This is a genomic window from Mesorhizobium sp. B2-3-11 (assembly GCF_006442215.1).
Lineage (GTDB): Bacteria > Pseudomonadota > Alphaproteobacteria > Rhizobiales > Rhizobiaceae > Mesorhizobium > Mesorhizobium salmacidum.
On sequence record NZ_VFVS01000005.1, the window covers coordinates 23,656 to 50,534 of the forward strand.

General features: G+C 61.4%; 26 protein-coding genes. 16 read left to right on the top strand and 10 right to left on the bottom strand.

What is annotated here, in order from left to right; genetic code table 11:
* Positions 1 to 12: 12 nt before the first annotated feature.
* The 8 genes from FJ960_RS09000 to FJ960_RS09035 all read left to right on the top strand — a co-directional run bounded on the left by FJ960_RS09000 (position 13) and on the right by FJ960_RS09035 (position 6,477).
* On the top strand, positions 13 to 960 hold the full coding sequence (locus FJ960_RS09000; RefSeq protein WP_181174189.1) for a carbohydrate kinase family protein: 948 nt from the start codon (positions 13 to 15) through the stop codon (positions 958 to 960).
* Between the two features lie 26 nt (positions 961 to 986).
* Positions 987 to 1,628, top strand: a complete 642-nt coding sequence (locus FJ960_RS09005; protein WP_140713295.1) for an ECF transporter S component — start codon at positions 987 to 989, stop codon at positions 1,626 to 1,628.
* A gap of 3 nt (positions 1,629 to 1,631) precedes the next feature.
* Positions 1,632 to 2,447: an energy-coupling factor transporter transmembrane component T gene (locus tag FJ960_RS09010; protein ID WP_140713297.1), complete on the top strand. Its 816-nt coding sequence runs from the start codon at positions 1,632 to 1,634 to the stop codon at positions 2,445 to 2,447.
* Complete coding sequence (locus FJ960_RS09015) at positions 2,444 to 3,292, top strand: ABC transporter ATP-binding protein (RefSeq protein WP_140713299.1); 849 nt, start codon at positions 2,444 to 2,446, stop codon at positions 3,290 to 3,292. The genes FJ960_RS09010 and FJ960_RS09015 overlap by 4 nt, the downstream gene beginning before the upstream one ends.
* 3 nt (positions 3,293 to 3,295) lie before the next feature.
* Positions 3,296 to 4,141 carry an ABC transporter ATP-binding protein gene (locus tag FJ960_RS09020; RefSeq protein ID WP_140713301.1) on the top strand — a complete coding sequence of 282 codons (846 nt, stop codon included), beginning with the start codon at positions 3,296 to 3,298 and terminating at the stop codon, positions 4,139 to 4,141.
* Positions 4,138 to 4,872 (top strand): BtpA/SgcQ family protein, encoded by a 735-nt coding sequence (locus FJ960_RS09025; protein ID WP_210243276.1) that lies wholly within the window; start codon positions 4,138 to 4,140, stop codon positions 4,870 to 4,872. The genes FJ960_RS09020 and FJ960_RS09025 overlap by 4 nt, the downstream gene beginning before the upstream one ends.
* A 55-nt stretch (positions 4,873 to 4,927) precedes the next feature.
* On the top strand, positions 4,928 to 5,596 hold the full coding sequence (locus tag FJ960_RS09030) for a M24 family metallopeptidase (RefSeq protein WP_181174190.1): 669 nt from the start codon (positions 4,928 to 4,930) through the stop codon (positions 5,594 to 5,596).
* 122 nt (positions 5,597 to 5,718) lie between these two features.
* Positions 5,719 to 6,477: a glutamine amidotransferase gene (locus FJ960_RS09035; RefSeq protein WP_140713306.1), complete on the top strand. Its 759-nt coding sequence runs from the start codon at positions 5,719 to 5,721 to the stop codon at positions 6,475 to 6,477.
* Between the two features lie 378 nt (positions 6,478 to 6,855).
* Here the strand turns inward: FJ960_RS09035 and FJ960_RS09040 are convergent, their stop codons facing one another.
* The 9 genes from FJ960_RS09040 to FJ960_RS09080 all read right to left on the bottom strand — a co-directional run bounded on the left by FJ960_RS09040 (position 6,856) and on the right by FJ960_RS09080 (position 16,773).
* A complete protein-coding gene (locus tag FJ960_RS09040) occupies positions 6,856 to 7,437 on the bottom strand; it encodes an NAD(P)H-dependent oxidoreductase (protein WP_140713307.1) in 582 nt (193 codons plus the stop codon).
* 99 nt (positions 7,438 to 7,536) lie between these two features.
* A complete protein-coding gene (locus tag FJ960_RS09045) occupies positions 7,537 to 8,466 on the bottom strand; it encodes a LysR family transcriptional regulator (RefSeq protein WP_140713585.1) in 930 nt (309 codons plus the stop codon).
* A gap of 158 nt (positions 8,467 to 8,624) precedes the next feature.
* Complete coding sequence (locus FJ960_RS09050) at positions 8,625 to 10,187, bottom strand: ABC transporter ATP-binding protein (protein ID WP_140713309.1); 1,563 nt, start codon at positions 10,185 to 10,187, stop codon at positions 8,625 to 8,627.
* Between the two features lie 9 nt (positions 10,188 to 10,196).
* Complete coding sequence (locus FJ960_RS09055; RefSeq protein WP_140713311.1) at positions 10,197 to 11,129, bottom strand: ABC transporter permease; 933 nt, start codon at positions 11,127 to 11,129, stop codon at positions 10,197 to 10,199.
* A 5-nt stretch (positions 11,130 to 11,134) separates the two neighbouring features.
* Complete coding sequence (locus FJ960_RS09060) at positions 11,135 to 12,235, bottom strand: ABC transporter permease (protein WP_140713313.1); 1,101 nt, start codon at positions 12,233 to 12,235, stop codon at positions 11,135 to 11,137.
* A gap of 61 nt (positions 12,236 to 12,296) precedes the next feature.
* Positions 12,297 to 13,187: a BMP family protein gene (locus tag FJ960_RS09065; protein WP_348642351.1), complete on the bottom strand. Its 891-nt coding sequence runs from the start codon at positions 13,185 to 13,187 to the stop codon at positions 12,297 to 12,299.
* Positions 13,188 to 13,342: 155 nt separating this feature from the next.
* Complete coding sequence (locus FJ960_RS09070; RefSeq protein WP_140713317.1) at positions 13,343 to 14,653, bottom strand: amidohydrolase family protein; 1,311 nt, start codon at positions 14,651 to 14,653, stop codon at positions 13,343 to 13,345.
* A gap of 198 nt (positions 14,654 to 14,851) precedes the next feature.
* Entirely contained in the window at positions 14,852 to 15,652 is an 801-nt protein-coding gene (locus FJ960_RS09075) for an aldolase (RefSeq protein WP_140713319.1), read from the bottom strand.
* 224 nt (positions 15,653 to 15,876) lie between these two features.
* The gene (locus tag FJ960_RS09080; protein WP_140713587.1) at positions 15,877 to 16,773 is read right to left on the bottom strand and encodes a LysR substrate-binding domain-containing protein; all 897 of its coding nucleotides are present in this window, start codon (positions 16,771 to 16,773) and stop codon (positions 15,877 to 15,879) included.
* A gap of 159 nt (positions 16,774 to 16,932) precedes the next feature.
* Here FJ960_RS09080 and FJ960_RS09085 point away from each other — a divergent pair, with 159 nt between their 5' ends.
* The 5 genes from FJ960_RS09085 to FJ960_RS09105 are packed head-to-tail and all read left to right on the top strand — an operon-like array spanning position 16,933 to position 23,171.
* Positions 16,933 to 18,354, top strand: a complete 1,422-nt coding sequence (locus tag FJ960_RS09085; protein WP_140713321.1) for a nucleobase:cation symporter-2 family protein — start codon at positions 16,933 to 16,935, stop codon at positions 18,352 to 18,354.
* A 35-nt stretch (positions 18,355 to 18,389) separates the two neighbouring features.
* Positions 18,390 to 19,253 carry a xanthine dehydrogenase family protein subunit M gene (locus FJ960_RS09090; protein WP_140713323.1) on the top strand — a complete coding sequence of 288 codons (864 nt, stop codon included), beginning with the start codon at positions 18,390 to 18,392 and terminating at the stop codon, positions 19,251 to 19,253.
* Complete coding sequence (locus FJ960_RS09095) at positions 19,250 to 19,732, top strand: (2Fe-2S)-binding protein (RefSeq protein WP_140713325.1); 483 nt, start codon at positions 19,250 to 19,252, stop codon at positions 19,730 to 19,732. The genes FJ960_RS09090 and FJ960_RS09095 overlap by 4 nt, the downstream gene beginning before the upstream one ends.
* Positions 19,729 to 22,035: a xanthine dehydrogenase family protein molybdopterin-binding subunit gene (locus FJ960_RS09100; RefSeq protein WP_140713327.1), complete on the top strand. Its 2,307-nt coding sequence runs from the start codon at positions 19,729 to 19,731 to the stop codon at positions 22,033 to 22,035. Before FJ960_RS09095 ends, FJ960_RS09100 begins: the two co-directional genes overlap by 4 nt.
* A complete protein-coding gene (locus FJ960_RS09105) occupies positions 22,032 to 23,171 on the top strand; it encodes a GTP-binding protein (protein ID WP_140713329.1) in 1,140 nt (379 codons plus the stop codon). Before FJ960_RS09100 ends, FJ960_RS09105 begins: the two co-directional genes overlap by 4 nt.
* On the opposite strand, the gene FJ960_RS09110 is transcribed toward FJ960_RS09105, so the two are convergent.
* The gene (locus FJ960_RS09110) at positions 23,168 to 23,458 is read right to left on the bottom strand and encodes a hypothetical protein (protein WP_140713331.1); all 291 of its coding nucleotides are present in this window, start codon (positions 23,456 to 23,458) and stop codon (positions 23,168 to 23,170) included. The two genes, FJ960_RS09105 and FJ960_RS09110, sit on opposite strands and share 4 nt — an antisense overlap.
* A 100-nt stretch (positions 23,459 to 23,558) precedes the next feature.
* Between FJ960_RS09110 and FJ960_RS09115 the strand changes: the two genes are divergently transcribed.
* From FJ960_RS09115 to FJ960_RS09125, 3 genes are read left to right on the top strand one after another with little or no spacing between them, the layout of a single operon-like run.
* Positions 23,559 to 24,482, top strand: coding sequence for an amidohydrolase family protein (locus FJ960_RS09115; protein WP_140713333.1), 924 nt, complete (start codon positions 23,559 to 23,561; stop codon positions 24,480 to 24,482).
* 18 nt (positions 24,483 to 24,500) lie between these two features.
* Positions 24,501 to 25,445, top strand: a complete 945-nt coding sequence (locus FJ960_RS09120; RefSeq protein ID WP_140713335.1) for an amidohydrolase family protein — start codon at positions 24,501 to 24,503, stop codon at positions 25,443 to 25,445.
* A 59-nt stretch (positions 25,446 to 25,504) separates the two neighbouring features.
* Complete coding sequence (locus FJ960_RS09125) at positions 25,505 to 26,878, top strand: UbiD family decarboxylase (protein ID WP_140713337.1); 1,374 nt, start codon at positions 25,505 to 25,507, stop codon at positions 26,876 to 26,878.
* The last annotated feature ends 1 nt before the right edge of the window (position 26,879 follow it).

Consider the following 26,879-nt stretch of genomic DNA (forward strand, 5'->3'; position numbering starts at 1 on the left):
ATGAGAGGGCAGATGACAGCCAGCCGATCCTATTCGGTGTTCTTTGGAGATGTCGCCGAGGACGAATATTACCTAGCGCCGCATTTCCCCGTTGCCGGCGACAAGGTGATCGTCGAGGCCCTGCCGTCGCAATATGGCGGCATGGTCGCGAACGCGGCGGCGATCTTCGCTAACTACGGAATGCGCACCACCTTCATTTCACAACTGAATTCGGGCGCGCATACACAAAAACTCCTAGGTCAGCTTCGGCGGGCCGGCCTCGACACCGACTGGGTCATATTTGATGAGGCCGTCCCGGACTCCAAATGCATCATTCTGGTGTCCGGCGAGCAACATGTCGTCATCATCCCCCAGCTCGGGATCACGCGAACCGAGATTTCGACTGCGATGTTCGAGCATATCGCCGGCGCCGAGTTCTTCGTCACCACGCTTACCGACGCGCGCCCTTTTCGAATGGGCGACCGTGGCGCGCCGCAGATTCTTGCTGCTCTCAAGGAACGCGGGACCCGTATCGTCATGGATGTCGATGTCTACAATCTCGAGAACCACCCGTCCGGTCTGATCGAGTATTGCGACATCCTGTTCATGAACTCGATCGGCGAACAGCGCTTTACCGGTTGCGGCTATGACATCGAGGCGCTGATCGCGGGAGGCACCACGGCGATCGTGGTGACCCGCGACAGCGAGGGTTGCGAGCTCCACTGCGCCAAAGGGGTCACCCGTATACCCGGCCACAAGGTTGAGGTCGTCGATGTTACCGGCGCCGGCGATACGTTCTCGAGTTCGTTCCTCTATGCCTATTCCGCCACGAAAAATCTCGTCGCCGCAGCCGAGTTCGCCAATGCCGCGGCCGCACTATCGGTCGGAAAGGTCGGGGCAAGGGGAGGAATGGGCACGGCGGAGGCCGTTCGTGCGTTCATCAAGTCAAGCAACCGGGAGATCAGGTTCAAAGTCGCCTGATCGCCCATTCTAGAGGGAGGATAAATATGTCGTCGCAGGAAAATGTCTGGAAACCCATTGCCGGCTACGGCCGGCTGACCATCTTCATGATCCCAATAGGGATCGCCATCAATTTCGTCGGCGGGCAGTTCGCGCTGCTCCTCAAGCTGCCGGTCTATCTCGACAGCATCGGAACTATTCTGGTCGGCGCCACCTGCGGCGGGCTCCCCGGGGCGCTGGTCGGCGCGGTGTCCAATGTCCTGAATTCCATCACATCGCCGCAGACGATGGTCTTCGGCGTTCTCAGCATAATGTTCGGCCTCCTGGCAGGTGCGCTTGCCAGGCGCGGCGTGTTCACCAGCCTGCCGCTCACGCTGGCCAGCGCCGTTCCCTTCGCGCTGATCGGCGGCGTGCTCGGCGCCCTGCTGACGATCTGGGTGTTTGGCGGGCTCGCCGTCGGCGGTGGTGTCTGGGTGGTCGGAGCCTTGACTGCAGCCGGCATTGATCTGAACACGGCGAATTTTGTCGCGCAGATTCCGATGGATTTTGCCGACAAGATCCCGACGGTGCTTGTGGTATACGCCATTCTGAAGGGCATTCCGAAGCGGCTCTATGCCAAACTTCCACTGGGTCATATCTATCTGCAGGCACGCGAGAAGGCCGTATCGCTGTCATCGCGGGGGCGCTGACTGATGGCCACGGGAGACACCCTGCGCAAACACGATGCGGCCGGCGAATTCATAGAGTCGCTTCGCCGACCTGCGACCCAGCGCAACACGGTGCGCGACATCAATCCGCTCATCGTGTTCGCAGTGCTCTCCTGCATAACCCAGGTCGCGGTTCTGCGTCCTGGGCTCATCGCTCCGGCGATATTGTGCGCCATGCTGGCAGGGATATCCCTGCTGGCGGGGGTGGGGCGCGTTTTTGTGCCCCGCTACCTGAAGCTGTTCGTCACGATCGGCCTCGTGCTCTTCGCGTTTCGGGCGGTCTTCGAGCCCGGTGACACGGTCCTGGCGGCCTTTGGGCCGCTCAGGGTCACCCACGAGGGCGTCATGATCGGGGCGCGCTTTGCCTTGGTGGTGATGGTGCTGTGCGGCGCTCTGACCCTCTATGCCGCGCTGGTGCCGGCCAAATATGTCATGCTTGCGCTGGAGGAGCGGGGGGTGACGCCGCGCGCCACTTACGTGCTTCTCGCCTCGTTCCAGGCGATCAAGGATCTCAGCCGCAACGTGCGGGTCGTGGCCGATGCGCAGAAATCGCGCGGCATCGAAACCGAAGGCAACGTCTTCATGCGCGCCCGCGCCTTTCTTCCCATCATCGGTCCGGCCTTCCTGGCGGCGCTCGGGCAGGCGGAGGAACGGGCGATCGCGCTCGATGCCCGCGCTTTCAACAGCGAGGGCAAGCACACCCGGCTCGTCTGCCTGCGATCCCCGCGGATCTGGGAATATGCCCTTCTGGCGGTTGCCGTCGCCGGTACCGTCTTCAGCATGACTGGAGTTGCGCCATGAGCCTGGTCAGACTGGAAGACGTGACCTTCACCTACGCCTATTCCGAAAAGCCGGCACTGAGGGACGTCTCGCTCGAACTCAAAAAGGGTCTGCTTTACGGCGTCATTGGTGCCAACACGAGCGGCAAGTCGACGCTCTGCAACCTCATTCGCGGCCTCATTCCAACATTCCATCCGGGCATGCTGGATGGAAAAGTGGAGATCATGGGCCGGAATCTGGCCGACTGGAACCCGGCCGATCTATCCCGGTCGGTGGGCTTTGTCTTCGAAAACCCGTTCACCCAAATCAGCGGCATCAAGGACACCGTTTTCGAGGAAATAGCCTTCGGCCTCGAAAACCTCGGCGTTCCGCGCGCCGAGATCTTTCCCCGGGTGCTCGACGTGATTGATCGGCTCGACCTGCGGCCGCTGATCGGCAAGAACCCTAACGAGCTTTCGGGCGGGCAGCGGCAGAAGGTCGCCTTCGCGTCCATCGTGGCCATGGACACGGAGTTCGTGGTGATCGACGAGCCGACCTCTCAGCTCGACCCCGATGCGACGGAGGCCGTCTTCGAAATCATCGCCGACCTTAAACGGCGGGGCAAATCGATCCTGCTGGTCGAGCACAAGGTCGATCTTCTCGCCCAGTATGCGGACCGCATCGTGGTGCTCGGCGACGGACAGGTGCTTGGCGAAGGGTCGCCGCAGGAGATCCTGATCTCGGACGTGATGGATCTTGCCGACGTGTCCCGGCCGGAAGTGACCGATCTCGGGCTTGCATTGGCCGGCACGGCCAAGGCGCTGCCGGTCCTTCCGATCGTCCGCCAGCAGGCGTTCGAAGTCATTTCCGCCAGATTGCAAGGATAGGCCATGGCCATCGAATTCGAGGGCGTCTCCTTCGCCTATCCCAACGGCTCACTTGCCGTCGACACGATCAGCTTCGGGCTCGCGGCGGGCGAGCGGCTGGCAATCGTGGGCCAGAACGGCGCCGGCAAGACGACCACGGTCAAGCTGATGAACGGCCTCTACCAGCCGGCCTGCGGCAGGGTGGTAATCGACGGCATCGCCACGACCGGCCGCACCACTGCCACGGTCGCCGAAACCGTAGGCTATGTGTTCCAGAACCCGGACGACCAGATATTTTCCAGCACGGTTCGGGCGGAACTCGAATATCTGCCTCGCTACCGCCGCTGGGACGAGGCTAAGCGCCGCGAGAGGGTGGACTGTGCCGCCGCCATGACCGGCATCGCGCCCTATCTCGACGCCAATCCGAGCGACCTGCCGCTGGTGATGCGCAAATTTGTGGCGATCGCCGCCATCCTCGTCAGCGAATGCCGTTACGTGATTCTCGACGAGCCGACAGCTGGTCTCGACCGCCCCGGTCTTGCCATCCTGTCGCGGCTGATCGAGCGGCTCGAAGCCGCCGGCGTCGCCGTCGTCACCATCACCCATGACATGCGCTTCGTTGCGGAGAATTTCGCCCGTGTGATCGCTATGGCGGAGCGACGCGTCGTGTTCGACGGGACCTGTCGGGCGCTGTTCGGCAACGACGACCTGCTGCGTCGCGCCAAGATCCGCCGTCCCGAGCTTGCCGAGCTTGCCAGGAGCCTTCGTCTTCCGGGCTCGGCCTACCAGCTTCAGGACATCATACCACTCATTCCGGATGCCCCGGAATTCAGCCAGACGACCGGAAAGGTGCCAGTATGCAAAAGATGAATTTTCTCGCCAGCTTCAAGAACGCGAAGCCGATCCTGGCCATGCTTCACCTGAAGGGCGTAGACAGCGTGGATAAATTCGACGTCGCACGCCGCGAGGTAGAGATATTGTGGACCGCGGGCGTGGATGCGGTGATCGTCGAGAACTATTTCGGCTCCGTCGACGATGTGGTGCGCGTTTGCGACTGGCTTGCCGGCTCGGCCCGCGACGTCGTGTTCGGCGTGAACATCCTCAAGGACGACAAGCGGGCCTTCGAGGTTGCGAAGGCCCATAATGCCCGGTTCATCCAGCTGGATTCCGTTGCCGGGCACCTGCCCGCGACCGAGGATCGCGACTTTGGCGACTGGCTCGCGGCTGAGCGTGCCGGATGCGACGCTTATGTCCTGGGCGGCGTTAGGTTCAAGTACCAACCCTACCTCTCCGGCCGCTCGCTGGAGGAAGATCTTTTGATCGGCAAGGAGCGCTGCGACGGCATCGTCGTGACCGGTGACGGCACTGGTCTGCAGACGCCGACGCAGAAGACCCGCGAATTCCGCGACATCCTCGGGCCCAAGTTCCCGCTCGTGGTCGGCGCCGGCGTCACTCCGGCCACGGCCCGGCAGGACCTGGCCTGCGGCGACGCCGTTATCGTCGGGAGCTATCTGAAGGCAGGACATATCGATACGGGCGAGATGAATGCGCAGCATGTGCGCACCTTCGTCGAAACCATCCGCGAACTTGAGCCGGCCTGACCGGATTCCCGCTAGCATTCCTTGTTCGAGCCATCCCACGAACGGAGCCGATCAGATGAACGTCCACGTCGAAGACGATCCACCCGAGGGGCTGATCGAGGCCCAGCGCCTGGCCATACGGATTGCGGAAGCGATTGCCGCCGATGCGCAGCCGGGCGAAACCGAGATCGAAGTGCGCGACCGCGCCGACCGATATGTGAAGGATCTTGGCGGCATCGGGGTCTGGACACCCACCACCATCGGCTTTGGCCAGGGAACCCTGAGCTGCTTTCCGACCGACAAGCCCAGCCTGCGAGTACTGTGGAACCTGGATCTCGGCATGATCGACGTTCATCCGATCACACAGACCGGATGGTGGGGCGACTGTACCCGCACCTTCATCCGCGGCGGCAACCCGGCGCAGGCGAAAGCGCTCGAAACCGTGGACGCCATCCATGCCACCGTGCTTGCTTCCGTGACGCCCGGCATGCGGGCCTGCGATCTTTTCGCCGTGTTCCTGCGTGAGCTCGAGCGCACGCCTTATGTCCTTCTCGACCGGCTTTCCAATATCGGCCATTCGCTGAGCGCCAGCAGTTCCTATGACGGCGGATACATAGATGCCTGGAACAGCACGCCGATGACCGGAGCCTGGGCGATTGAACCCTTTATCGGCAATCACCTTTTCGGCGTCAAACGCGAGGATGTCGTCTGGTTCGGGCAACGCAACTGCACCATCGTCCAGTAAGATCGGCACAAACCCAGGATGGCGTCGACGCTCGACAGCATTTCAACTGATCAGGTCGTGTTCTGCCGCCAACGGAGATCTGCGTCTATAACATTTGGAAATCGGTATGAAAGAGGGGAAGAATGGAAAAAGATCGTCGCGTACTCATCGCGGGAGAGTCCTGGAGCGTCCACAGCATCCACCAGAAGGGCTTCGACAGTTTCACTACCACGGAATATTCCGAGGGTATCGATTGGCTGCGGACTGCCCTCGAGGCAGGCGGATGGCAAGTCGATTATCAGCCCTCCCATGTAGCGGCGCGGGAATTTCCGTTTACTGTCGAGAAGTTGTCGGAATATGGCAGCGTCATCCTGAGCGATATAGGCGCCAACACGCTGCTGCTTCATCGCGACACATTCGTCAGAGGCAAGATTATGCCGAACCGCCTCCAGGCAATCCGCGACTATGTCGCCGATGGCGGCGGGTTCGTGATGATCGGTGGATACCTTACGTTTCAAGGCATAGAGGCGAAGGGGCAGTATAGGGGTTCGCCCATCGAGGAGATCCTTCCCGTGCATTTGCAGTCCACGGATGACCGTGCCGAGTTTCCGCAAGGTGTCACGCCACGTGTCGAGAACGATGGCCATCCTATCGTGGCGGGGCTCGGAACCGGGTGGCCTCATCTTCTGGGCTACAATCGAGTGAGCATGAAGCCCGACGGCAAACTGGTCGCGTCCGTGGGGGAGGATCCCCTCATCGCCTGCGGCTTGTATGGACGGGGTCGCGCGGTGGCCTTCACATCGGATTGCGCGCCGCACTGGGCTCCGGAGTCGTTTGTGACGTGGGGCGGCTATAACAGGCTCTGGCAACAGATAGTGTCGTGGTCGGCAGGCTTGCTTTGAGAGGGCTCTGATACTGCCCAGCAATGACCCGTCCGGCTTGCATCAATCAGGCCGGGGTTTCGCATTGGCGGACCCTCGCTCCATCTAAAACCTCCCGTACTCATGGATATCCTGAGACTTCTTGTCGGATTCATTATAGAGGCCATTCATGCAAGCTTGCTCCCATTGCGGGTCAACCCGCCAGGACAATAGCTGCCAACGCCAAGATTGCACATCTCGCAAGCGCAAGCGTTATGACTTTGATTTGACTTTCTAGCCGTGTCTCGAGCTCGATCACAGTTTATCTCCTCCCAATTGGTCGGATAAGGCGCTTTCTTGGCAGATGTCGATAGGTGACGCTCAAACGTTATTAGATTGGATGAGCAGCACCACGGCTGGTCATAGCGCCGCCATCGAGGTCCGGACGTGGGAGAGAAAACGTTTCCGGGTTTGGTCGCTAGCAACGTTAAGGTGATAGAGCGCGTAATATTCGGTGCGTGCGCCCTTGGTGAACCATTTCAGGTAGCGCCGGATGATTTTTCGGGGCGGGTCTGCCATGTAGAGTGCCATATAACGCGGCCGGCCGTAAGTAACGATACCCACGATCTTGCGGATGTTCGTCAACATGGGGCGCACATTGGTTGGGTCGCTGATGTCGAAGGCCACGCCTGGCATCAGCACACGATCGAAGAAGCCCTTGAGCATTGCCGGCGGGCCGAAGCACCAGGTCGGGAACTGGACGACCAGCGCTTCCGCTTGCTGGAGACGTTCGATAGGTCCCTCCAACCCCTCCCGATTGCTTGGAATTTCGTGGTAATGACGCCGACCTTCAGTGGTGAGCACCGGGTCGAAGTTCTCGGCATAGAGATCCATTAGATCCACGGTATGGCCCGCCTCCCTCATGCCAGCGAGCGCCTGCTCGCGGAGCGCGGCGTGAAAGCTCTCCGGCAAGGGATGGCAATAGATATAGAGCACTTTCATCGGTCAACCCGCCATCCGAAGCGTCTGCTCCAAGGCGTATTGAAAGCCGCATCCTTGCCGAAAGCAATTTCATTGTCGGGATAAGTGGTTTGGAAAATTTCATCTTTGAGCATGAGCGAGCGGCCCGCGATCTGCTATGGCCGTTTGCCTCGCTTGGATGAAAAATTCTTTCATCCGAGCGGCGGCGGGAGACAGCATGAACTGGCGGTTCTGTAGAAGCGATATGTCTCGGCTTATCGTCGGTAGGGTAAGCAGGATCGACTTGACGTTGACCGAGGCGGTGAGCTGTTGCGAATTCTCGGGCAGGATCGACACGCCAAGCCCCTCCGCGATCATGCTGATGGCCGTCGTGGAAAAGCGGACCTCGTACTTCGTGCGCAGCTCAGCGCCGGCCTTCAGCAGCGCATGATCAACCATGTCCCGGAGGGGGTTTTCCTTGGCGAGCCCAATCAATGTCTCGCCTTTCAGATCGCTCCAGCGTGCCTCAGTTTGGCCCGCCAGGCGATGGTCGGCGCGGCAGACGAGCGTCAGCCGATCGCGGCCGAGCAGCGTGGCATCGATCTCGGCGTCGTCGCCGGACAGCGTGCCGATGCCAAGATCGACCTCATTGCGGGTCAAGGCGGGACGGATTTCTTCTTCCGGCATGTCCCTGATCTGTACGACAATGTCCGGATAGCGGCTGATGAAACGCGCGATAACCGGCGGCACCAGCGTCGCTGCAAGTACAATCGCCGAGGCCACCGTGACGCGGCCTCGACCAAGCGTGTTGAGCTCGTGAATATTGCCGACGGCGATCTCAAGGTCGGCGAGGATCTTGCGCGCCTGGGGCAGGAATTCGCGGCCTGCCAGTGTCGGACTTACCATGCGGGTGTGGCGGTCGAACAGGCGCTGCTTCAGCTCGGTTTCGAGATCCTTGATCATGATGCTGACCGCCGACTGCGTCAGACCGAGGTGTGCTGCCGCCAAGTTAAAGCGGCCTAGATCGGCAACGGAGACAAAGGCCTGCAACTGCCTGAGCGTCACATTCATACGCGATTGTCCGTGAAGCCTGTCGACGCCGCCTCGCATAAGGGGCAAGCCTTGTCGTTTCAGATTAGGCGCAGACAGGATCATTGCGCAATCGCGATTGAAGGAAGAAATTGTTTCGTGCGTCTAATTGACGGGCAGCAACCGCTGGGGTGATCGCATCACCGACCGACATGGCCATATTGCATCAGCGTCGCGGCGGGTGCTGTGTCGATCCGTTTGCCTGCCATAAGCAGGCCGAGCTCGTCGAGCCGGCTACGGTCGGGTGGTATTTCGCCAATAATGCGCCCCTCATAGATGACCAAGATCCGGTCGCAGATGGCGAAAAGCTCCTCGAGCTCGGTGGAGATCAGCATGATGGCCTTGCCAGCCTCGCGTTCCTTGAGCACCTCCTGCATCACGAACTCCATCGCGCCGATATCAATCCCGCGCGTAAGCTGGTTGATAAGCAGGAAATCTGGACGTCGCGCCAGCTCACGAGCCACAACCAGTTTCTGCTGATTGCCGCCCGAAAGCGTGTGGATGAGCACGTCGACATCGCGCGCTTTCACTTTAAAGCGGCTAACCAGATCGCGTGCGTGGTCGGCGATCGCATTCAGGTCGAGCAGCCCTCGAGCCGAAAAAGGCGCCTGGTTGTAGCGCTGCAAGATGACGTTTTCTGTCAACGGAAGCGGCAGCACGATCCCCATCTTATGCCGATCCTCGGGAACATGAGCGAAGGGTCGGCGGTTGATCGCGCTGGGGGAAAGCCCTCGGAGTTCCTCGCCATTCAGCTTTATCGAGCCAGCCGTTGTAGGAACCAGCCCCGTCATGGCGAGCGCCAGCTCGCTCTGACCGTTGCCGGACACGCCTGCGATCCCGACGATCTCGCCTTGCCTGACTTCGAGGGAAATGTCCCGAACCGCAGGCAGGCCAAGCTCGTTGTTGCAGTGAAGATTGGTGACCGCAAGTACTACCCGACCGGGCTGCGCCGCGGTGCGTGGCAAATCCATGAGCACATCGCGGCCCACCATCATGCGGGCGAGTTCGCGCGGGTCCGTCTCACTGGTCTTGGTCGTGAATACGACCCGGCCATCTCGCATGACGCTGACACGATCGCTGACGCGCATCACTTCATCGAGCTTGTGCGAAATGAAAATAACGGTCTTGCCTTCCCTCACCAAATCGCGCAGCAAGTCGAGCAGCCGGTCCGTTTCCTGAGGCGTCAGCACGGCGGTCGGTTCGTCCAGGATCAGCAGGTCGATGCCATGGTAGAGCACTTTTAGGATTTCGACACGCTGTTGCTCGCCTACCGACAGATTCCGCACCACCGAATCCGGTCGCACGTCTAGTCCGTAGCGATCGCTGAGTTCGCTAATGCGCGATGAGACGGCCCGCATCCGGCTGAGCAGCCGAAGTGGCGAACCTTGGCCCAGCATATAGTTCTCGGTCACCGTCAAACTGGGGACGAGCATGAAGTGCTGATGCACCATGCCTATGCGGTGGCGGACCGCTTGCTCCGGCGAACCGAGCCTGAGCGGCGCGCCGCGGAAGACGATCTCGCCCTCGTCCGGCGTGAGGATACCACACAGGATGTTCATCAGAACACTCTTGCCGGCGCCGTTTTCGCCGAGCAGCGCATAGATCTCACCCTCTTCGACCTCGATCGTCGCGCCGGCGCTTGCGATGACGCTGCCGAACCGCTTGCGGATGTTGTCCATGCGGAGGAAGGGCTGCACTTGCATAGTTCTCTCCTAGACCTTGCGGTAGGGAACGCCGAGAGTCGCCGGAGTGTCGGTCCGGTTACGCACCAGAAGCAGGGCAACGATGGTGGCGAGATAGGGCATGGCCTGCAGCACCTGATAAGGAATGTGGATGCTCGGCTCCGCCTGCAACTGCAATTGTAGGGCGTAAAACATGCCGAAGAGCAGCGACACGAAGAAGGCGCCGATGGGCGACCATCTCGCAAACACGACGACCGCGAGCGCGATGAATCCGCGGCCAGACGTCATGCCCTCGACGAACTGGTTCGCGTGCGCCAGTGTCAGATAGGCGCCGCCCAGCCCGGCGAGCGAACAGCCGATTAGCACCGCCGCGTATCGGTAGAGTGCCACGCTTCGACCGCCAACATCGACGGCCTTGGGGTGTTCGCCCACCGCCCTCAGTGTCAGGCCGAAAGAGGTGCGGAAGAGCAGGAAATAGGCGCCGAGCGCTACGAGGATCGTCGAATAGACGACAATGTTCTGCCGAAAGAGCGGTGTTCCGAAATATGGGATTTGGCTGAGCAAAGGAACATCCATCGCTGGAACGATCTGCACGCCTTGACCTGTCTGGACCAGATAGGTTCGGAAGAGAAATGAGGTTAATCCAAGGCCAAGAAGGTTGAGCGCGGCGCCGACGATGATCTGGTTAGCCTTGATGGTGATCGCGAAGAGCGCGAAGAGAAGGCCGGCCAAGGCCCCGGCGGCCCCAGCGGCGAGGAAGCCGAGCGGTAGATTGCCTGTCGCGTAGACTGTGGCAAATCCCGTAAACGCGCCGAGAAGCATGGTGCCTTCAAGGCCTATGTTAAGCACACCAGCACGTTCAGAGATTACCTCGCCGACCGAGGCGAAGATGATCGGGGTGGCGAGCCGCCAGGTCGCGCCGAGGGTGGTGGCCAGAAAGCTGAGTGTGAGGATGTGATCCATGGCTTTTACTCCTGCGGACGCGCGGACTGGAATTTGAATGCCGCGAACCCGACGACCGACAAGATCACCATGCCCTGTATGATGAAAACCAGCACTTGTGGCACCTGGGCGTTGATCTGCATCAGCTCCGATCCTGAATCCAGCACTGCGAAGAGAATGCCTGAAAATATCGCGCCGACCGGGTTGTTGTTCGCAAGTAAGGCCACTGCGATGGCCTCGAAGCCGTAGCCGGGTGAAATATCCTGGTAGAGCCGATGGGTGACGCCGGCGATCTGCATCGCGCCGGCGAGTCCCGCCATGGAGCCGCTTATGGAGATGGCGAGCAGGATGCTCCGGCGCACGCTGATGCCGGCATAGCGCGCGGCGTGCGAGTTGATGCCCACTATTCGTACCGCATAGCCGGCGCTGCTGCGGAACAGGAAAACGTAGATGATCGTTGCAAGCGCTACCGCAATAAGGATGCCAATATGCAGCCTGGTAGAAGGTACAACACGTGGCAGCCAGACTTCGCGCAGAAGTTTTGCAGACTGCGGATAGGCAGCACCAGACTCCATCAGCGGGCCTGTGACCAGATAGCTGGTCATGAAGATCGCGATATAGTTCAGCATGATCGTCGTGACGATCTCGCTGGCGTTGAAAAGAACCTTCAGCAGGCCGGCAATCGCCGCCCAAAGCGCGCCTGCGACGGCGCCGGCGACCAGAATGAGCAGGATATGGGCCCATGACGGCAGGCCGGCGAAGTGGACACCGCAGAATGTCGCTGCGCAGGAGCCGGCATAGAACTGCCCCTCTGCGCCGATATTCCAGATGCTGCAGCGGAAAGCCACGCAAAGGCCAATGCCGATCAGGATCAACGGTGTCGCCCTGAGCAGCATTTCGGCGATGGAGCCGACATCCTGGAACACGCCGTTCACCATCACGGTGAAGATGTCGAACGCATTGAAGCCGGTCACCGCAAGAAGAACCGCCCCCGCTAGGAGTGCGAGCAGCACCGCCGCGACAGGAGGTGCAGTTGCTTTGGCGAGCCTGCTCAAGCCGGCGCGGAGCGACGCGCCGGCCAATATCGAAGTGGCATTCGTGGGTGGGGGGATGTTGATGTCGGCCATTGAACTCCACCTGGAGACGGGAGGACGAAGCGCCGGGCAGCCGGCGCTCCGGAAGGCGGGCCTACTGTCGATGACGCGTTTTGATTTCGCCAGCGATTATCTTGGCCTTTACATCCTCGACATATTTGCGCACGTCCTCCGACACGGGATGAGCGGCCTTGTCATTGTAGGAGAACTTGACGACGTCTGTGTCCTTCAGGCCGAAATCGACGTTCGAGGTCGGCACTGTCCCTTCCTTTATGCCCTTGACGATCCGCACCACGCCCTGTCCGTAATCGGCAATGTAAGTGCCGAGAATGTTCTTGGGCGCGATCTCCGTCTGGTCGCTGAAGATACTGAATGTGCTTATCTCGGGGCCGGCCTCGCGCACCGCCTGGATCGTGCCGAGACCGGCGGCATCAGCGTCGGGCACGACAAAATCGGCGCCGCCGTGGATCATGTTGATGGCAGCTTCCTTCGCGGCGGTGGCATCGGTAAAGTTGCCGAGATAGACTTGGCTCACCTTGAAATCCGCGCTGGCATCCTTGGCACCGTTGACGAAACCTTCGAGCGCCTCCTTGATCGGCGGGATTTCCATTCCGCCGATCAGCCCCGCTGCCTTACCCATCTTCGCGGCGATCGCTCCCATCAGGTAGAAGGGCTGGCTGGAATCGGTATTGAGGCCGATGACCTTGCCGTCATGGACGTTGCTCGATGATATGAGAAACACCGTATCGGGATATTCCTCGGCAACGGTCTGGGCAGAATCCTGAAACTCGAAGCCGTGACCCAGGATCACTTGGTAGCCTTGGCTTGCATAGTCGCGGAACGCCTTCTCGAAGGACGCCGGATTCTGTTGCAGCTCGACATAGCTGATCTTGGCGCCGAGTTCCTTCTCCACGCGCTTCAGCGCTTCGTAGGCGATACGGTTCCAACCCTCCTCGGCTACACTGCCGGTTACGAGCAACCCCATCTTGAAGTCTTGGGCACGGGCAAGGCCCGACCAGATCGTTCCGGCAAGCGTTAATCCGAGAGCGGACGCAAGGAGCGACCGGCGTGAAATTGCAGTTTTCTTCATTTTGTTCCTCCCATTAGATTGTCGTTTCAATCCCCGGAGTCGCCGATCGGCTATGCGTCCTCCTTCAGGCAGCTGTTTTCGACCCGCGTGAGCGCGGTCGTCGTTTCCGAGACGAGGCGTCCTCTCGAGAAAATGAAGGCGCGATCCGGCCCGCCTGCAACCAGCGTGTCGGTATCGGTGCAATCGGTTACGACGAAGTCGGCCCGGGCGCATGAGCGCAGCCCGTAGTCCTTGCCGAGACCCATCAGATGGGCAGGGGCGGTCGTGATCATGCGGTGGGCGGCGGCAAGCTCGTCGCCGCGCAGGTGGCCTGCGAGGAGCGTCCAGCGGGCGATTTCCAGCATGTCACCCGAGCCGGTTGGCACGAACGGGTCCTGGATGTTGTCGGATGCCGTGGCGATGGTGACGCCGGCCCGGTGCAACTCGGCGACGCGCGTTAGGCCGCGCGGCGGCAGCATCTCGGCGTCGCGGCCTTGCAGGTAGAGGTTGGCGGCCGGCAGCGTGACAACACCGACATCGAGGGTGCGGATGCGCTCGGCGATACGCTGGAATTCCCGGCGGGGGAGGGCGCTGAGCACCGACACATGGCTGAAGACGGTGCGTCCCTGCATGCCGAAGCGCTCGACCCTCTCGATGGCAGCATCCAGCAGGTGCACGCCGGCATTAAGGTGCTCGTCCAGATGCAGGTCGACCGGCTTGCCGGCCTTCACCGCAGCGGAAAACAGGATGTCGAGATAACGCGGCGGGTCTTCGGAAACGGCAGGCGTGCCGCCGACGGCATCAGCGAGCGCCACCGCGCCATCGATGTTCTTCTCAAGCCAGTCGAAGTCCTGGCCGGGATGTGGCGTCATGAAGGCAACGAGTTGGAGCGTGATACGGTCTCTTTCGGCATCGCGGATCGCCGCCAGTGTCTCCATGCCATGGAAACGGGCATCCTTGTCTACGTTGATATGACTGCGGATGGCTGTCGTGCCACGAGACAGACATCGCTCGACCGTGCGCGTCGCCCGCTTGTGAATGTCTTCGGGGCCGGCGGTTTGGGCGTACTTGGCAAAGGCCTCGCGGGCGCCCTGCAGCGTCCCGGAGGGATTGGGCGTGAAGCGCAGCACGCCGGTCTTGTCCAGATGCTGGTGCGCATCGACAAAGCCCGGGGAAACCAGCATGCCGGTGATATCGATGCGGGCGTCGCAGGATGTGGCGTCGAGGAACGGCTCTACGGCGACAAAACGCCCGTCCGCGCCGACTATGATGTCGCTGACCGCTTGTGAACCATCGGCAGTGACGATTGTTCCGCCAGTGAGCGCAAAGGGCCGGCCGGACGACAGGTGTGCGAGCGAGACAGTTGGATTACCACGTGCCATTTGTCCCCACTTTCTTGTTGTAGCGGAAAACTAAGCATGGAGGATTAATTAAAACAAATTCATTATTTCAATTGTTTGATAAAATATTCGCAATAATCGCGAGCGGCAGGGTTGTTGGAAGCTGCAAAATAGCAATTAAAGTCAACAACATGAGACACTGGGCCGATTCGATGGCATGGCACAGGCCCTTTCAGCTGGTCAGTGCCGATATTGCGGATCTTCCGCGTCGAGCTGTCGGCGGATAGCGGCGAGATGGGCCCGGGCGGAGTCTGCGTCGCCCTCGCGCATCTGCCGGTAGGTGGCCTCGGCAATCGCCGGGTCGACGGGGGAAACCGTGCGGCCCGTGGACATGGCGAGCGCCTGCACTTCGGCGGCCCGTTCGAGGTAGTAGAGGTCGTCCCAAGCTTCTGCGATGGTCGGCGCGAGCACCAGCACGCCATGGTGCTTCATGAAGACGATATCGGCATCTCCCGCGCCTTCCGCGATGCGCGTGCCCTCGCGATTATCGAGCGCCAGACCGTTGTAGTGCTCATCTACGGCGGTGCGACCGTAGAATTTGAGGGCCGTCTGACCGGCCCAGATCAGCGGCGGACCGTCGGTCATGGAGAGCGCTGTGGCGTAGCGCATGTGCGTGTGGAAGGCGACCTTGGCGCGCGGCAGGCGGCGGTGGATTTCGGCGTGGATGTAGAAGGCGGTCGCCTCAGGCGCGCCGTCGCCCTCGATGACGGTGCCGTTGAAATCGCAGATCAGCAGCTTCGAGGCCGTGAGTTCGCGAAAGGCGTAACCGTAGGGATTGACGATGAAGAGATCATCGTTTCCCGGCACGACTGCGGAAAAATGGTTGCAGATGCCTTCCTCAAAACCGTTGCGCGCCGCCATGCGGAAACAGGCGGCGAGGTCTTCCCTCGCGGTGCGGATGGCGTTGGTGGAAAGGTCGGGGCGATTCGGCCGGCCAGGCACTTCGGAATGCGCGGCGCGGTCTGTCAAAGAGTGAGCCATGGGTGCTCCTGGTCTGTGTGGCTGGGAGCGGCGGTTTAACCGGAACGCGCTGGCGTTGGGCTCCGCGCACAACAAGCTCCTTTGAGGCTGCTGCGCCCTGCCTGCCTGCGCACCGCGCAGTCCAGCAGCGCCACCAGATAGCGCGGAAATTTTTGCGAGGTCAACCTCGGAGCGGTCGCAATTTCGGGCGCAAAACCGCAGCGTATATGCTGGAATTGCCTAGTTTAGTGCACCGACTTGAGCAGGAAATCACGGAAGCGGCGGGCGGCGGGGGAGAGGGAGCGCGCCCGTTTCTGGATCACGCTGACCTCACGCTTGATGTGTGGTTCGGTCGGCGTTCGCACGATAAGGCCCATCGAGGTCGCTAGCCGAACGACTGCCGAAGTCATTATCGCAACGCCAAGGCCGGCTTCGACCATGCCGATGATCGTCAGTGGCAACGCCACCTCCTGCATCGCCTTTTGGAGCGGCAGGACGATGCCGTTGCGAGCCAGTTCGTTTTCCAGCCGGTCGCGAATCGGGTTGCCGCGCTGCGGGCCAATCAGCTTGCGATCGACAAGGTCGGTCCAGCGCAGCTCGGAAAGTCTGACCAGCGGGTCTTCGGAATGCAGCACTATGAGGAACTCGTCAGTCGTGAGCCGCGTGCCAACGAGTTCCGTGTCGTCCTCCGGCACCGTGCCGACGCCAAGATCCACCGATCCGTTCGCGACCTGCTCCAGCACGGTTTTCTCGGCCACATCGTGCAGTTCGACGGTCACATCGGGATGCAGCCTGTTGAAATCGTTGATGAGCGGCGGCAGCAGAAGCGCCGCCTGCACGGTGCCCGCCGCGATCGAAACTTTCCCCCGTCGGAGCGCGTTCAGCTCCCGCGAACTTTCCACCATGCCCTCGATGTCGGCGACCGCGCGGGCGGCAACCGGCAGGATGTCCATGCCCGCTTGCGTAAGGCGAAGCAGGCGGGTGTGCCGGTCGAAGAGACGTAGGTTGAGATTGGTCTCCAACTGCCGCACCAGTGTGCTGACGGCGGATTGCGAGGAGCCGAGCTTGTCGGCGGCCAGCGTAAACTGCCCGAGATTGGCCACGGTGACGAAGGCGCGAAGCTGTTTAAGCGTGATATCCATGCCGGGCAATTCATTCAGTTACTGGTTGAATTAATATTATTATGCTGGTTGTTTGCTGATTTGACCAGCCGCATGATGCTCCTCGTACGGCGTGCGGTGTCAACGACGAGGCGATGAAGCCCCTACCGCGCCGGAAGCTGTTCGCTGGGAGGAAAGCGAATGACCAATCCCACGACGGCGGATCCCGTAGAAAAAATGTATCCCATCCCGAGCCTCATGGCTTTGGGCCTGCAACACGTCCTTGTCATGTATGCTGGAGCGGTCGCCGTGCCGCTTATCGTCGGCAATGCGCTTCACTTACCCAAGGAACAGATTGCCCTGCTCGTCAGCGCGGACCTGTTCGCCTGTGGCCTCGTCACGATCATCCAGGCGCTCGGCATCTGGAAAATCGGCATTCGCCTGCCCATCATGATGGGCGTCTCGTTCACCGCGGTGCCCTCGATCATCGCGACGGGCACCAATCCTGACCTCGGCATGCCTGGTATTATCGGGGCTGTCATCGGATCCGGCGTCTTCACCATTTTGGTCGCGCCGTTCTTCGGACGCTGGGTGCGTTTCTTCCCGCCGATCGTGACCGGCACGGTCATGTTGATCATCGGTCTCTCCCTGATGCGCGTCGGCGTGAACTGGGCGGCGGGCGGGCAGCCGATGATCAAGGGACCAGATGGCATGATCCCGAACCCCGCCTATGGCGCGCCCTTCGCGCTTGCCGTTGCGGCCGTCGTGCTGCTTTCGATCCTGCTGCTCACCCGTGTTCTCAAGGGATTCCTGTCGAACCTAGCCGTGCTGATGGGAATCGGCATCGGCTTTGCCATCACCATTGCCGCCGGCAAGGTCGATTTCCATGGCGTGGCGGATGCCGACTGGGTGCGTGTCATCCACCCGCTCGCCTTCGGCTGGCCGGTCTTCGAATTCTGGTCCACCCTGTCGTTATGTGCCGTCATGACGGTCATGATGATCGAATCAACCGGGCAGTTCCTGGCGGTCGGCGAGATGACGGGGCGCAAGATCACCCAGCGCGATCTCACCCGCGGCCTGCGCACCGATGGCGTCGGCAACATCATCGGCGGCCTGCTCAACACCTTCACCTATACGACCTATGCACAGAATGTCGGTCTGCTCCAGATTACCGGCGTGCTCAGCCGCTTCGTGGTCGCCGCAGGGGGTGTCATCCTGATCCTGCTGGGTGTGCTGCCGAAAGTGGCCTTCGTCAGCGCGTCGATCCCGAGCTACGTCGTCGGCGGCGCCGCTATCGTGATGTTCGGCATGGTCTCGGCGACCGGTGTGAAAATACTGTCAAAGGTCGATTTCGCCACCAACCGGTGCAACCTCTACATCGTCGCGGTCAGTGTCGGCCTGGCCATGGTGCCGGTCGTTGCGGAAAACATCTTCGATCAACTGCCGGGCACGGTTGGAAAGTTTCTGCACAGCGGCGTGCTGGTCGGCACCTTTGCAGCGGCATTGCTCAATATTCTCTTCAATGGCGTGCCTGCGAAGGAGCCTCAGGACACTGAGCAGCACAGCGGTGTGCCCGCGCAGCCGACCCCGCCTGAAATGGCAAGCAATAGTCCGGCGGCCTAGCGCCGCCGGAGAGCCCCGAACCCATGAGGACTGCCATGAGGCGCTTTGAATACCATAGGGCGGACACACTGGAGCAGGCGTCCCGCCTTCTCACCCATCTCGGCGACGACACCTTTCTGTTCAATGGTGGTACGGACCTTCTGGTCGAAATCCGCGAACGGCTGCGCCGCGTGCGCAATGTCGTCGATATCAAGCAGATCCCCGGCCTCTCCGACATCACCTATGACGAAACCCGCGGCCTGACGTTTGGCGCGCTGGTGACCGTCGGTCGGCTGGAGCACCTTATGCTGGTGCGCCAGCGTTATCCGAACCTGCGTGCGGCCTTCGCCTCGCTGGGCTCCATCCAGGTGCGCAATCGCGCCACCGTCATCGGTAATGTCTGTCGAGCCTCCCCGTCGGCGGACACGATCCCGCCGCTGATCGCCGACGGCGCCTTCATTCATATCTACAGCCGCACGAACATGCGCGTCGTGCCGCTCGCCGAATTCTTCACCGGCCCCGGCAAGACCGTGCTCGCCAAGGGCGAGATCGTCACCGGCATAACCGTGCCGCCGGCCGGCGACAACAGCGGCAAGGCCTATCTCAAGCACGGCCGTCGCAAAGCGATGGAGCTTTCCACCGTCGGCGTCGCCGTCAGCCTTTGCATGGACGATGGCGTGTGCAGCGACATCCGCATCGCGCTCGGCGCGGTCGGTGCGACCGTGCTGCGGGCGCCGGGAGCGGAAGCCGTTCTGCGTGGCACCCGGCTCGACGCGGCAACCGTCAAGAGTGCTGCCAACAAGGCGATGGAAGAGTGCACTCCGATCAGCAACGTGCGGGCCAGCGCCGATTACCGACGCGACATGGTCGGTGTGCTGACCGGCCGTGCGATCAAACAGGCATTGGAGGCTTTCGCGTGAAACGGACCGTCGAACTCACCATCAATGGCGAGCCCCGCGACATGACGGTGGATACCTGCCGTTCGCTACTCGACGCGCTACGCGACGACCTCGGTCTTACCGGCACCAAGAAGGGCTGCGACGTCGGCGACTGCGGCGCCTGCACCGTTATCGTCGACGGCGAACCCGTCAATGCCTGCCTGATGCTCGCCGTTGAGGCCGAGGGCCGGACGGTGGAGACGGTGGAAGGGCTCCAGCCCGGCGTCGATACGCTGCATCCGCTGCAGGATGCCTTCATGCGGCACGGCGCCTCGCAATGCGGCTTCTGCACGCCGGGCATCTTGATGATGGCCAAGAAGCTGCTCGTCGACAATCCACGCCCGACGGACGAGGACATCCGCTTCGGCCTCAGCGGCAACATCTGCCGCTGCACCGGGTACACCAAGATTTTCGACGCGATCAAATCCGCCGCGCTCGAGATGGAGGCAGCAAGGTCATGAACGTGGCAACCTCTATCGAAGAGCGGGAATTCAAGATTGTCGGCAAGAGCGTCAAGCGCGACGACGTGTTGGAAAAGGTGACGGGCGAGGCCGAATATACAGGCGACGTCAAACTGCCAGGCATGCTGCACGGCAAGATCAAGCGCGCCGCCATTGCGCACGCCCGCATCAAGAGCATCGATGTCAGCAAGGCGCTCGCCTATCCCGGTGTGAAGGCCGTGCTGACCCATGAAAACGTGCCGCGCGTGCTGCATTACGGCTCACCGCATCCGCGCTCGGCCTCTTGCACCAAGGACCAGTATATCCTCGACGACAAGGTGCGGTTCTGGGGTGAGGGCGTCGCCGCCGTTGCGGCCATCAGCGAAGAGATCGCCGACGAGGGGCTCGATCTGATCGAGGTCGAATACGAGCCCTTGCCGGCCGTCTTCGAGCCGGAAGACGCAGCCCAACCCGGTGCGCCGCTGATCCACGCCGTCGGCCCTGGCGGCAACCTGGTACTCGATCCGGTGCGCGTCAATCGCGGGGATATCGACGCCGGGTTTGCGGAGGCGGATTTCGTACTCGAAGGCACCTTCTCCGGCGGGCGGCCGCATCCGGCCTATATGGAGCCGAATGTCTGCATCGCCGACTGGGACGGCTCCAACAAGCTGACCTTCTGGACCTCGACGCAGACCGCCTTCATGGTGCGCGGCATCCTGGCCGAAGTGCTCGGCCTGCCACTCACCAAGGTGCGCGTTCTCGTCGACCACATGGGCGGCGGCTTCGGCGCCAAGCAGGACTGTTTCCAGCACGAATTCCTTTGCGCACTTCTCGCAAAGGAAACGCGCCGGCCCGTGAAGATGGAATTCACCCGCCACGAGACCTTCGTCGCCGGCCGTTCGCGTCACCCGTGCAGGGTCTGGTTGAAGCAGGGCTTCAAGAATGACGGCACGCTCGTGGCGCGTGACATGAAGCTTGTCTATGACTCCGGCGCTTACGGCTCGCATGGCCCGGGCGTGACCATCGTCGGCACCAATGCCGCGACCTCGCTCTATCGCTGCGAGAACGTTCGGTTAGAAGGTCGCTGCGTCTACACCAATACGCCGATCAACGGCGCCTTCCGCGGCTACGGCGTGGTGCAGAGCTACTATGCGCTCGACATCCAGATGGACGAGGCGGCTGAAAGGCTCGGCGTGGACCCGGCGGACCTGAAGCTGAAGAACGTGGTGCGCGCGGGCGATATCGCCCCGTCCGGTCACCCGATCCTCGGCCACGGCCTGGAAATCTGCCTTCAGCACGGCATCGATGTGCTCGACTGGAAGAAACTGCGCAACCGTGACCGTACACCGGACCCGAAGCACCCCCATATCCGCAAGGGCTGGGGCATCGGGTGCGAAATGCACGGTTCTTCAGCCTATCCGGGCATCAAGGAACAGGGCAACGCGACCGTGAAGGTCAACGAGGACGGCACGGTGACACTGCTCACGGGCGCTGCCGGTCTCGGCACCGGCGCGCATACGGCGCTGGCACAGATCGTTGCCGAAGAACTCGGCGTGCGCTTCGAAGATGTCGGCACCATCCATGGCGATACGGATGTCGTGCCGTGGGACATCGGCGCCTTCGCCAGCCACACGACCTATCTGGTCGGCACCGCTGCCAAGATGGCGGCCACCAAGGTGCGCGGGGCCGTTCTCGAGCGGGCTGCGATGAAGCTGCAGGTCACGCCCAGCGAGATCGACCTTTCCGAAGGCCGGATATTCGTCACGGCTGAGCCGGGCCGCTTCATGATGGTTGCCGAGGCGATGGGTCCCTCGCGCGGCATCCCGGCCGCCAACATCGTGGCCAATGGCACCTACGAGCCGACGAAATCCTATTCCTTCGCCGCGCATTTCACAGAAGTGGACGTGGATACGGAAACGGGCATCGTCGAGGTCAAGCGCGTTATCCCGGTGCATGATATCGGCCGGGTCATCCACCCGATTGCGGCGCAGGGCCAGATCGAGGGCGGCATCCAGCAAGGCATCGGCCACACGCTGACCGAGGACTACATCATCGACAAGAAGACCGGCCGGTCGCTGAACGCCGGCCTCGTCGACTACAAGATGCCGCTCTCCATGGACATGCCCGATATCGAGACGATCATCCTCGAAGCCGCGCCCGATCCGGGCGGCCCATGGGGCGCCAAGGGCGTCGGCGAAGACCCGATCATCGCCATCGGCCCCGCCATCGCCAATGCCATCCACGACGCCATCGGCGTCCGCTTCCATCACTATCCGATCACCCCCGAAGACATCCTGAAAGCCTTGAGGGAGAAGGGCGCATGAACATGCATATCGAGCCGGCCAACAAGAAGCTCCCGATCACGATCCTCACCGGTTTTCTGGGATCGGGAAAGACGACGCTGCTCAACTACATCCTCACCGAGCGCCATGGCCACCGCATCGCCGTCATCGAGAACGAGTTCGGCGAAGTGGATGTCGACAGCGACCTCGTGCTCGCCTCGGACGAAGAGATATTCCAGATGCAGAACGGCTGCATCTGCTGCTTCGTCGACGTTCGCAACGACCTCATCGAGGTGATGAAGAAGCTTTTGAGCCACAAGGACAAGTTCGACCATATCATCGTTGAGACCTCTGGCCTTGCCGATCCGACTCCCGTCGCTACTGCCTTCTTCGTCGACCGCAGCGTCGCTGAGGAAGTCGAACTCGATGCCGTCGTGACGCTGGTCGATGCCATGCATATCGACCAGCATCTCTACGATCCCGTGCTCGACGGCAGCGACAACCAGGCGGTCAACCAGATCGTCGCCGCCGACCGCATCCTCGTCAACAAGATCGACCTTGCCTCCGAGGAAGCGCTCGGCTCTCTGGAGGACACGCTGCGCAAGCTCAACCAGACGGCGCCGATCCTGCGTTCCACCTACGGCAAGGTGGACCTGTCCAACATCCTCGGCGTCAACGGCTTCCGGCCGTCCTATGTACGCGAGCGGGCGGAAATCCTCGACATCGATATGGAGGATGATCACGACGCGCACGGCCAGCAACATCTCGAATGCTACGACGCGACGTGCAATCATCCGGACCATGACCATGAGCGCGACCACCACCATGACCACGGTCATGATCGTGCTCCGGCAAGCGTGCTCCGTCCGCACCAGCACGATGCGACGGTGAAATCCCACTCCTTCGTCTATCCGCAGTCCTTCGACGGCGAAAAGCTCGCGGGCTTCCTCAAGGATTACCTCAGCGAGTATGGCGACGACATCTTCCGCACCAAGGGCATTGTCTCAGTGGCGAACGACGAGCGCTTCTTCGTGCTCCAGGCAGTGCACAAGCTGGTCGATTTCCGTCCGGATCACTCCTGGGGCGAGGATACGCGCAAATCGAAGTTCGTCTTCATCGGCCGCAATCTCGACCGTGACTGCATCGACAGAAACTTACGCGCATGCTTGGCGGCCTAGCCGCGCTTCTCCTGTCGCTTGACGCTGGCCCAAGTCCTCCGTCTGAACCGCAGGCGCATCCTCCAGTGCAGGCGGCGGTGGATGCCGTTTTTAAAAAAAAGCCATAAAAACAGTTGCTTAGAGTGATTATCTTGTTGACAAAAAGTCGGCCCCATGGTTCCTATGATGTCGAGTAGAAGCACCGACAATTGCTCACGTCTGTTGGAAGATGAGGCTGCGATGTCGATGCTGGCTACGAAAGGAACACCCGCCGTTTGTGCCCCCCCCCGGCCGTTCTTCTCCGTCATCGGCGTTTCCTGAGTTCGCGGATCCACGCCCGGTGTTTGCCGGCATGGCGTTCATCGCGCGGCCCACATCGACCGGACCCGCTACGACAGGAGAACAAGAATGATAATTGACCTAAGCTGCTACCCCACCGACCTGGCGGACCTGGCTTGGCGCCACGATGGACCACCCTTCACCGGCGACAAGCTTTTGAAGATGATGGACGGCCCGTATTATGTGAACGGCAAGCCGCGCCGCATCGACAAGGCCTTCATCCAACCGCCGCAAGGCAACACCATTTACACCCACGAGGTCATGGACCTGGAAGGCAAAGCCGCCATCCGCCAGTACATGGCCTATACGGAAAAGATGGTGACGGAGCATCCCGACCGTTTCCTCGGCTGTTTCGTCTACAACCCGCGCTATGGCACGCAGAACGGCGCCGAAGAGATCGAACGCTATGCCAAGGAATTCGATTTCAAGATGGTGCAGCTGCAGGCGAACATGCACGCCTACCGCCCCGACCGCGCGCTCGACTGGCTGCGCCCGGCCTTGAAGAAATGCGCCGAGCTCGGCCTGATGGTAAAGGTACACACCGGCGACGGTCCGTACTCGATCCCGACCGAGTTCTACCCGATCATCCGCGAGTTCCCGGAAGTGAACTTCATCCTGGCGCATTTCGGCGTGCAGACCGGCGGCGTCTATGTGTTCGAGCCGATGCAGATGGCGCTCGACACGCCGAGTGTCTACGTCGAATCCGGTTGGTGCCTCCAGTCGCGTATCGTCGAATTCGCCAAGGTTCTGCCCAAGCACAAGATCCTCTTCGGCTCCGACACACCACCGAACGAGCCAGGCATGTGGATCAACCTTCTCGAAGTGCTTTGCCACGAGCCACCCCAGGGCCTCAATCTCGATGAGGATACGCTGGAGGACTACCTCGGCAACAACACCGCCCGCATGATCGGCCTCGATCCGACCAAGCCGCCGGCCACCGTTGCGGAAGCCGAAGCTTACCTGCGCAAGCACGGCGTCGCGCTCGCGGCTTAATTTTGAACGGAGCGAACAATGATTATCGATACCCATCTTCACCCGACCAACCTCGTCGACGAGGCCTGGCGTCACACCGGCACGCCGTTCACGGGCGAGCGCATGCTCAAGCTTATGGACGGCCCCTACATGATCAATGGTAAGCCGCGCCGGATCGACATGGGCTTTATCCAGCCACCGCCGGGCAACACCGGTTACCGCGACGGCAACCGCAAGGGTCGCGACGGCATTCGCGACTATATGGCCTATTGCGCCGAGCTCTGCCAGAAGTACCCGGATCGCTTCATCGGCAACTTCAACTACAATCCGCGCTGGGGCCCCGAAAACGGCGCGGCGGAGCTGGAATTCCACGTCAAGGAATACGGCTTCAAGATGTTGAAACTGCACGCGAACATGCATGGCTATCGTCCCGACCGCGCGCTCGACTGGCTGCGTCCGGCGATGAAGAAGTGCGCCGAGCTCGGCGTCGTCGTGCTGATCCACACCGGCGACGGTCCGTACACGATCCCGACGATGTTCTACCCGATCATCCGCGAATTCCCGATGGTCAACTTCATCATCGGTCATTTCGGCATCCAGACGGGCGGCAATTACTCGTTCGAGTCATTCTGGATGGCGATGGACACGCCCAACGTCTATTGCGAATCCGGCTGGTGCTTCCAGTCGCGGATCGTCGAGTTCGCCCAGCAACTGCCCAAGAACAAGATCGTCTTCGGCACCGACAGCCCGCCAAACGATCCGGGGATGTGGCTGCGCGAGTTGGAAGTGCTGTGCAAGGATCCGCCGCACGGTATCAACCTGTCCGAGGACAATCTCGAGGGCTATCTCGGCAACAACATCGCTAAGCTCGTCGGCATCGATCCTTCGCCTCCGCCGCGCGACCTGAAAGACGCCCAGGCTCGCCTGAAGGATTCCTACGCCGGCGTCGACCGCGCCAGCGGCAAACATCTGGAACTCGCCTGATTTGCTACGATGGCGCCCCGCGGGGCGCCATCGCCCACGCGCAGCACCAAGGCCCGGATATGACCCAGCACCATAGGCAAGACGTCCGCCGATTCCTGGCCGACTACCGGGCCGAACACCCGGAGGACGTCATCACCATCGACCGGCCGGTTTCGGACGATCAGGACGCGACAGCGCTGATTTGGAATCTCGCTGACAAGGGGCGGCATCCAATGCTGCACCTTACAAATGTCAACGGCATCGATAGCGAGGTGGTCTGCAACATCTTTGCCTCGCGGGATCGCATCGCGAGCCTTCTGGGCTCGACTGCCGACCGCCTGCACGAAGCTTACCAGGCCCGCGCCAACCGACCCCTGAAGCCGGAGCTTTTGGAAACCGGCCCGATCAGCGAACAGATCATCCGCGGCGATGCCGTCGATCTCCACATGCTGCCGATGCTGAAGCATTTTGATACCGATCGCGCGAAATACATCACCAGCGGCATCATCATCGGCGAGCATCCGGAAACCGGCGCCGGCAATCTCAGCTATCACCGCGCGATGATCCATTCGAAGAATTCGCTGGCGACATCGTTGCACTCGCGCGGTCATCTCTGGCGTTTGATGAACATGGCGAAGGAGAGGGGCATGCCCATGCCGGTCGCCATGGTAATCGGCGGCCATCCGCTCTTCATGCTTGCCGCCTCGGCACGCCTTGCCTTCGGCGAAGACGAACGCGACGTCGCCGGCGGGTTGATGGGCGAGCATTTGCAGGTTGTGCGAACGCCAAAATATGGCATCCGCATTCCCGCCCATGCCGAGATCGTGCTGGAGGGCGTCCTGGATCCCGAAGCCCATGTGGAGGAGGGGCCGTTCGGCGAGTTCACCGGTTATTCCTCGGATCGCTCGACCAATAACCTCTTCAAGGTCGAAACCGTGATGCGCCGGCGCGACGCCATCCTCGTCAGCGTCGCCGGCGGCAATTCCGCCGAGCACCTCAACCTTGGCCGCGTGCCGCGCGAGGCGGAGGTGGTGGAGAAGCTGAAGGCGCGCTTTCCCTCGATCACCGCCGTGCATTACCCGTCGTCGGGCACGCATTTCCACGCTTATATCGCGATGAAGCAACTGCGCGAGGGCGAAGCGCGGCAGGTCATGCTCGGCCTGCTCGGCTGGGACCAATACCTCAAGACCGTCGTCGTCGTGGATGAGGATGTCGATATCACCCGCGACAGCGAGGTGCTCTGGGCGCTCGCCACGCATTTCCAGCCGCACAAGGATGTCGTCATCGTCGAAGGTCTGCCCGGCAATGCGCTCGACCCGTCGGCGAGCGGCATCGGCACGACCTCCCGCATGGGCCTCGATGCGACTCGCGGCCCGAACTTCCACGGTGTCCGTGCCCGCATCAGCGACGCGGCGGCGGCCCGCGCCGCCCTGCTCCTCAAAACCGCGGGATAGG